This window comes from Aequoribacter sp., assembly GCF_965659035.1.
Lineage (GTDB): Bacteria > Pseudomonadota > Gammaproteobacteria > Pseudomonadales > Halieaceae > Aequoribacter.
This window is the reverse complement of record NZ_CBFHWH010000121.1, coordinates 1-2,193: the sequence shown is the minus strand read 5'-3', so window position 1 is coordinate 2,193 and position 2,193 is coordinate 1. Positions and strand designations below refer to the sequence as shown.

Genomic DNA, 2,193 nt, shown 5'->3' with positions numbered 1-2,193 from the left:
TCTATACGGTGTTCTAAGTCTTCGGCTAAGGGGGCCAGTTCTTCCATGGGGCCCGCGAGCGCGATCTCGATAATCGCTGATTTTCCTGGGTTTGCGCGCACGAGCGTTGGAGCCTCTTCCATCTCGGCCGGGAAGTCAGAAATTCCATCCAGCGCGTCGCGTAGGTCTTGGATCGCGGACAACACCTGAGTCTCGGTGCTGTCCATATACAGTTCGACTGTGGTTACGGATACGCTGTCCGAGATCGTCGTGTAGTATTCGTCGATACCGTCGACGTCTTCGACCGCTTCTTGAATGGGTATCGTTAGCTTGGTTTCTACATCCCGAGCGGAAGCGCCAGGGAGTCGCGCTGTGATAATCACTCGAGGCATATCAACGCTGGGCAGATACTCCCGAGAGATCGAAGGCGAAAGGTAAAAAGCGAGGACAACCGTCGTAATGGCCAGTACATTAGCGACGAGGTGACGTTCAGCGAAGAAACGAATCATCGATCATCCCCAGGCCGACGTTCATACACAACGTCGACACGGGCTCCGTCGCGCAACGCAAAGTGGCCCTCGATGACAACGTGATCTCCAAGGTTAATCCCCTCGTGGATAACGACGCGTTCCGCATTGCTGCGCCCCGTTGTGATTTGCCGTTCTGTTGCAATGCCGTCTCGCACCGTGTACGCAACGATTCGCCCGTCGCGGCGCAATATTGCGCTAGTGGGTATGGTGAGCTCGGCCTTATCCATGCCAGCCCCCCAGGTTACGGTGGCAACCAAGCCATCACGTAACCGCGTCAGTGGACCGGTATCGAGTACTAATTCCACAGGGAAATTGCCGCTGCGCGCATCTTTAATGCTGCCCACGCTGCTCACTTTCGCGGGCAGTTCCAACCCGCCAAGGTCGGGTAGAATGATTTGCGCCGTCTCACCCCATGCAATACGACTTATATCTCTGCTGCTGACACCGGTGATGATACGCACTTTTGAAAAGTCAGATATGGCAGCAACCGGCGTTCCAGTGCTTACGTAGTCGCCAACTTGGACGTATACCGTTTCAATCTTGCCGGCAAATGGCGCTTTGGTATCGACGTCGGCTGCTTGCCTCTGGGCATCCTCGAGAGCCGCGGCCGTTATTTCAAGCTGAGCGTTCGCCCGCTGTAAGTCGAACCGCCGGTCGTCTACGACATCCTGACTGACCGCCCCTTTGGCAAGTAGGCTTAGGGTGCGCTCCAAATCTTGCTCTGCGTCTGCGACATTGACGCGCTGGGCGGCAAGCGTTGCTTGTGCACTACGAAGCGCCGCATTAACACGACGCGGATCTACGCTGATCAGGTTTTCTTCCTGAGCCGCAAAATACCCGGGTTCTACGTGTCGTTCTCGTACACGTCCCGGTATTTCTGCCGACACGGTTGCTGTGCGCCAAGCTCGAACAACGCCTGTTGTGCTGCGTCTTTCTGTTAGCGTCGTTTCTGTTGCGGGGGCCACACTGACTCGAAGGCGGCCACCTAGCTCACTGTCTTGTGCGCCAGCAGAGGGCGCAATCAGTAAAGCCCAAGAGAGTATCAAGCCATACGGTCCGAGAAAGTTCACCATGGAATTGAGACCGCGCATACTTACTTTCCTTTTTACTTGATCCAAAGACATCTGCATCGTGTTGTTCCTGCAGTCCTCCAGAGTCTTTAGTGCGAATCGCGCTCTGCCTGATCGCCGCTTCGCTAGCCTGCCATCGGAGGACGGCCCAATCTGTTGTGTTGCTCTTTGCAGATCATTATGGAACAATCGTTCCAGAAAGCAACCCGTTTGAGTAGCAACCCATCAGAATATCCCGTGCGCGCTGTGGAAACCTCTGGTAGCGGAATTAACATAAAGCGCCCCGTTCAGGAGATAATGGTAACCGTGCCGAGACCGCGAACCCAATCCAGAGAGCAGCTTGTAGACAGCGCGATGGCCGTCTTCTGGAGCAACGGATATTTTGCGACGAGCATGGAAGATCTTGTATCGGCAACCGGCGTCAGCCGAGGCGGAATCTATACCGATTTTGGCGGAAAAGAGGCTCTGTTTCTGGCAAGTCTGAGGGCGTATCGCGAGCGATTCGCTGCACCAGCCATTGCCATTTTGTTGGGTAAGGCCTCTAGCACTAATGAGCGCCAGGGTCGGCAGCAGGATTTTGATGACACTCGAGTAGAGGCCGCACCTCCAGTGGG

3 protein-coding genes are annotated in these 2,193 nt (G+C 55.4%); 1 reads left to right on the top strand and 2 read right to left on the bottom strand.

All coding sequences use genetic code 11. The features are described from left to right. On the bottom strand, positions 1–488 hold a 488-nt coding region (locus ACTF5Z_RS11380; protein ID WP_438985739.1), incomplete at its 3' end, for an efflux RND transporter permease subunit. After that, positions 485–1,600, bottom strand: a complete 1,116-nt coding sequence (locus ACTF5Z_RS11375; RefSeq protein WP_438985738.1) for an efflux RND transporter periplasmic adaptor subunit — start codon at positions 1,598–1,600, stop codon at positions 485–487. The genes ACTF5Z_RS11380 and ACTF5Z_RS11375, both read right to left, overlap by 4 nt. A gap of 159 nt (positions 1,601–1,759) precedes the next feature. Here ACTF5Z_RS11375 and ACTF5Z_RS11370 point away from each other — a divergent pair. After that, a partial coding sequence (locus tag ACTF5Z_RS11370; RefSeq protein WP_438985737.1) for a TetR/AcrR family transcriptional regulator occupies positions 1,760–2,193 on the top strand: 434 nt, incomplete at its 3' end.

Bases quoted from the DNA above. Each gene is read 5' to 3' on its own strand.
- ACTF5Z_RS11375 (WP_438985738.1), bottom strand. From the start codon at position 1,600: ATGCGCGGTCTCAATTCCATGGTGAACTTTCTCGGACCGTATGGCTTG.